General features: G+C 69.5%; 5 protein-coding genes. All 5 read left to right on the forward strand.

Annotated elements, in window-relative coordinates; genetic code table 11:
- The first annotated feature begins 647 nt into the window (after nt 1-647).
- The 5 genes from AC08OX_RS14985 to uppS all read left to right on the forward strand — a co-directional run bounded on the left by AC08OX_RS14985 (nt 648) and on the right by uppS (nt 4,657).
- Nucleotides 648-1,118, forward strand: a complete 471-nt coding sequence (locus AC08OX_RS14985) for a hypothetical protein (protein WP_476608379.1) — start codon at nt 648-650, stop codon at nt 1,116-1,118.
- Nucleotides 1,119-1,295: 177 nt separating this feature from the next.
- Nucleotides 1,296-1,841: a DUF1360 domain-containing protein gene (locus AC08OX_RS14990; protein ID WP_476608380.1), complete on the forward strand. Its 546-nt coding sequence runs from the start codon at nt 1,296-1,298 to the stop codon at nt 1,839-1,841.
- Nucleotides 1,842-2,037: 196 nt separating this feature from the next.
- Nucleotides 2,038-2,781 carry a DUF6444 domain-containing protein gene (locus AC08OX_RS14995; RefSeq protein ID WP_476608381.1) on the forward strand — a complete coding sequence of 248 codons (744 nt, stop codon included), beginning with the start codon at nt 2,038-2,040 and terminating at the stop codon, nt 2,779-2,781.
- Nucleotides 2,782-3,339: 558 nt separating this feature from the next.
- Complete coding sequence (locus AC08OX_RS15000; RefSeq protein ID WP_476608382.1) at nt 3,340-3,594, forward strand: hypothetical protein; 255 nt, start codon at nt 3,340-3,342, stop codon at nt 3,592-3,594.
- A gap of 289 nt (nt 3,595-3,883) precedes the next feature.
- Nucleotides 3,884-4,657 carry a polyprenyl diphosphate synthase gene (gene uppS / locus AC08OX_RS15005; RefSeq protein WP_476608383.1) on the forward strand — a complete coding sequence of 258 codons (774 nt, stop codon included), beginning with the start codon at nt 3,884-3,886 and terminating at the stop codon, nt 4,655-4,657.
- Nucleotides 4,658-4,762 lie beyond the last annotated feature (105 nt).

Here is a 4,762-nt window from a genome sequence, read left to right on the forward strand (position 1 = left end):
GCCGACAGCCCCGCCGACGGCCTCCCGGAGGGCCTCGTCGATGGCGACGGTACGCGGCACCATCACCTCACCGCAGGCCCGTACCATCTCAAACTCAAGCCGCGCCCCCACCCCCGCGGCGGGACACCACCGCGCACCCACTCGACAACGCCCCGTTCGTCGGCGCGCAGAAACATCATCGCTGTCGGATCGTCGAACCGGTCGACAGCGATGCGCCCGTGCGCGACGGCCCGCCCCTGGCACACCAGCACCGCGGTCCGGCTCGCACCCCCGTGACCGCCCATGGGCCGATGTCCCCGCACTCTTCCACGATTGCATGCCACTACCGCAGGGGCACCCACAGGCAAGAAGGTGATCATCGGCCCGTCGTGCTCGCCATCGGCGGCCATGCCCGGGTGAGCGTGCTGGAAGCCGTGCACATCCACCTCGGCCTCCACCTCGGCCTCGGGCTCCCCGTCCCGCGCGCCCCACGACGGCAGGCCGTTCACCGAAAGTGTCGATGCTTGCGGCGAAGCAGGCGGCAGCGTGAATCGCGTGCACGACAACGCTGCCTCCGTACCCACTACAGTAGGCCGTCCATTGCCAATACACCCTGGTCACAGGGGGCGCGCCAGCATGCCCACCGAAGAGACCCACACCGGGTCCGGATGGCAGGATCACTCCAGGAGACCGTCGGCGTTCTCCCACCGTTACGTTCGTCGTTCCCGTCCCGCGCACCGTCTCCCCGGAAAGGGGCCAACACCCTGATGGCCGAGGAGTCCCCCCGTCGCAGCATCGAGTCCTGGGCACACGACCTGCCCGTGAGCTTCGTGGAATGCCGCACCATGGGACACCGCTGGCAGCCCCACAGCGCCACCTGGGACCGTGAGGCCCGCGCCTACCACGTCATCCACTCCTGTGACCGCTGCCGCACCCAGCGCAAAGCCTGGTGGACCCGCAACGGCGAGGTCACCGCCGCCGGCTACACCTACCCCGAGGGCTACCTCACCCGCGATGTCGGCTATGTCGGAGCCGACGGCCGCGGCGTCCTGCGCACCGAGTACCTCACCCGCATGTTCAACACGACCACCCGGCGTGCCAACGCGAACGGCCACGGGGACGCGGCACCGGAGTCCTGAACGAAACCCGAACGAGACCCGGCCGACCACCCCGAAAGCTGCGACAAACCCGTCCAGATCGGCCGACGAGAGCATGACCCTTCCTCCCGCCGCACGGACCCGGGCGGCGGCAGGCGGGGCGTGTCGCGGGGCATGTTCCGCCTGGTTACCGTCGGAGACGGTGGGCAGGCATCCGACATGATACGTGCCCCGAAAACCGGTGTCCTGGCCCGCCTGACCAACACGGCGCGCCAGGAACAGAGCGAGTACGCGGGCGACGAGCCCCGCCCGCTGCGCAGCTATCTTGCCACCCTGTCGGCGTATGGCGGGTTGTGCGCGGCTCTCGGGCTGATCGGCCGGGTGTCCGGTGCGGTCCTGCCCGAGCGGTTCGCGGTCCCCGACCTGCTTCTCGTCACGATCGCCACGCACAAGCTGAGCCGCATTCTCACCAAGGACCCGGTGACGAGCCCGCTGCGCGCTCCCTTCACCCGCTTCCGCGGCACCGCGGGACCGGCGGAACTCGCCGAGGAGGTCCGCGAGTATCCCCCGGCCCGGCACAGCGTGGGTGAGCTACTCACTTGCCCGTTCTGCACCGCGCAGTGGATGGCCACCGGCTTCGTCTTCGGCCTGGTCGCCGCGCCTCGGCCGACGCGGCTCGCCGCATCCGTCCTCACGGTGGTCACCGGCTCCGACCTACTTCAACTCGTCTACGCGAACGCGCAACAACGGGCCATCAGGGGCTGACCATTCCCGCCCGAGTGGTGGGTGTTGCACCCAGATCACGGGAACTGGTGGCGCGGTGATGATGTGTGACGTGCGTACGCGTGTAACTGGTCAGCACTCTTGATCGATTGCTGTTGTCGCGGGTCGGGTTGTTTGGGTACCGGTCGCTGTGGGCGTAGGGTGCTCGCGGTGGGTGATTGGTCCGTAGGCTGCTGGTGTGTCGCCTGTCGATCGGCCCACGTCCTCGTATGAGGAACTGGCGGTGCTGGTCGTGGCGCAGGCGGCCCAGATCGCCGAGCTGCGGGCCGCGTTGGGGAAGGCGAACGCCGAGATTACGGAGCTGAACGCCCGGCTGGGGAAGAACTCGCGGAACTCATCGAAGCCGCCGAGCTTGGATGGGCTGGCCAAGCCGGAGCCGAAGTCGCTGCGGAAGAAGTCCGGGCGGCGGCCCGGTGGGCAGGAAGGCCATCCCGGGTCGACGTTGGCATTGGCCGAGGACCCGGACCGGGTCGTCGGCCACGAGCCCGCGGTGTGCCGGGGCTGTGGGGATCCGCTGGTGCTCGCCCCGGTCACGCGGGTGGAGCGCCGCCAGGTCGTGGACCTGCCGCCGGTCGAGCCCGTGGTCGTCGGGCACCGGCTCGTCGAGCGGGAGTGCGCCTGCTGCGCCACCCGGACCCGGGCCGAGGCGCCCGCGGGGGTGCCGGCTTCGGCCCAGTACGGGCCGGGGGTCGAGGCCCTGGTCCTCTACCTCTACAGTGGCCGGTTCCTCTGCTGGGCCAGCCAGGCCCGCGACGCCCTCGTCGACCTGCAGCGCCTCACCGCCGACGCCCGCGCCGGTTCCGCCACGCCGTCCAGGTCGGGATCAGCCAGACCTCCCCGCGGGCAAGGAAGCCGATGCGCGCCGAGAACGCCCTGGCCCGCCGCCTCGCCGACCGCGAGGACGACTACCTGCGCTTCCTGACCGACCTGGGCATCCCACCAGACAGACCCCCACCCTCTCGGCGGCTTAACTCAAAGTCACCGCAAGCCGGTCAATACCTGACCAGTAACCGTACGCGTATGCGCACGCCCGTACATCTGCGCGTGCATACTCCAGAAGAATTGGGTCCGGTCCCATCGTGAGAGCCGGCTGCACGTGCAGACGTTTGAACCCCGCGGTGCCCGGCGAGAGGCCAAGGGCCATGGCGGACAACCTGCGCGAACTCCCTCGCTGGACCGCCGACCGCGAGGGCCTGGAACGGGTCCGAAGAACTCAAATCATCAAAGCATCGCCGAACGGCGGCCCGTGTGTCACGTCTCAGCCGGCGCTCGTGTTGAAATAGGCACGGAAGAGGGGCCCGAGGCGCCAAGCTGTTCATCTGGAGCGCCGTGGCGAGAGTATGGACAGAAACTTACCGAATGTCACCGTAAGACGCAGAGACGGCACCGATAGTGATACCAATGGTTCTCGCCGGTCGACCTTCGTCCGCCATAGCCGCCGTGGGTGGCTCCGGACGAGCTGCGTGAAGAGGGGTGCGTGATGGAGTCCTCGACTGACCAGTCGAGCTGGTCGGACGTGTGGTCGCATATTCCGGCCGCGAATCCGCAGCAATCCGGCCCGCTATGGGCGTTGGCGGTCCTCATCGGGCCGGATCGGGCGGTGGAAGGCGTCGTCGGGTTCTTCGTGACACCGGCCGAGGCGAACCGGCACGCCCGGGCGGGGGGCTACGAGAACTGGCTGGTGGTTCCGGCGCTGGACCTGCACGGGGCGGGTGGGCCGGTGGCGGTCCTGTGACCGGTGGACCGCCCGATCGCGGCGCCGGCCCGAGCCCCCCGCGGAAGCCCTTCTTCGGGAGAGGGCACACTGGTATTCCGACGTACCACTCCTCCGCTACCCCACTACCCCACATGCGGCGATGCGACACCCACGGCACCGACGACAGATCGACCACAGGCCCATCGACCACAGGCCGGAAGCGGCCATGCACCCCTCTCCGACCATGGGCTCTCCCCGGACTCCTCCTCCCCCGGGTGCCCCGCGATCGCCGGGCGTCCCACAATCGAAGGTGTAATCGAAGGTGCCGATGACGGCCGGCCCCCTCTACGCGCTCTACACCCGTCGCCTGCGTCGGCAGGTCATGGCGGGTCCACTGCCTGCGCACGTCGGGCTGGTCATGGACGGCAACCGCCGCTGGGCCCGCGAGATGGGCATGGCGAATCCGAGCCTCGGCCACAAGTACGGCGCTGAGCACGCCGAGGACGTCCTGTCCTGGTGCGAGCTTGTCGGAATCAAACACGTCACCGTGTTCGTCTGCTCGACGGAGAATCTGCAGCAGCGCGGGGACGCCGAGGTCGCCTTCCTCATGCAGGTGATCGAGCAGGTGGTGGCCGACCGGCTCGGGCGGCCGGACGCCCGCTGGCAGGTCCATCTCGCGGGCATGCTGGACACGCTGCCGGACAGCACGGCCCGTGTCCTCAAGGAGGCCGTGGAGACGACCCGCGGCGTCACGACCGGCGCCCACGTCACCCTCGCCGTCGGGTACGGGGGTCGCCAGGAGGTCATCGAGGCCCTGCGCGAGCTGCTGCACGAGCGGGCCGAGGCCGGGGACTCGCTGACCGACGTCGCGTCGACGCTGACCGTGGACGACATCGCCCAGCACCTCTACACCGCCGGCCAGCCCGACCCCGATCTGGTGATCCGCACCAGCGGGGAACAGCGCCTGTCCAACTTCCTGCTCTGGCAGAGCGCCTACTCGGAGCTGTATTTCTGCGAGGCGTACTGGCCGGCGTTCCGTGAGATCGACTTCCTGCGCGCCCTGCGCAGCTTCGCCGCCAGGGAGCGACGCCACGGCGCCTGATCCACCGTCTGGCCCGCCCATGAACAGCCCCCGGCCCGTCTCCTGAACCGCCCTTGAGTCACTCCTGAGCCCCCAGGGCTGCGCGAAGGTCGCGTGGTGTGACGG

It is taken from the genome of Frankia sp. CoBUL1 (assembly GCF_978021245.1).

Bases quoted from the DNA above. Each gene is read 5' to 3' on its own strand.
- AC08OX_RS14985 (WP_476608379.1), top strand. From the start codon at position 648: ATGGCAGGATCACTCCAGGAGACCGTCGGCGTTCTCCCACCGTTACGT.
- AC08OX_RS14990 (WP_476608380.1), top strand. From the start codon at position 1,296: ATGATACGTGCCCCGAAAACCGGTGTCCTGGCCCGCCTGACCAACACG.
- AC08OX_RS15000 (WP_476608382.1), top strand. From the start codon at position 3,340: ATGGAGTCCTCGACTGACCAGTCGAGCTGGTCGGACGTGTGGTCGCAT.
- uppS (WP_476608383.1), top strand. From the start codon at position 3,884: ATGACGGCCGGCCCCCTCTACGCGCTCTACACCCGTCGCCTGCGTCGG.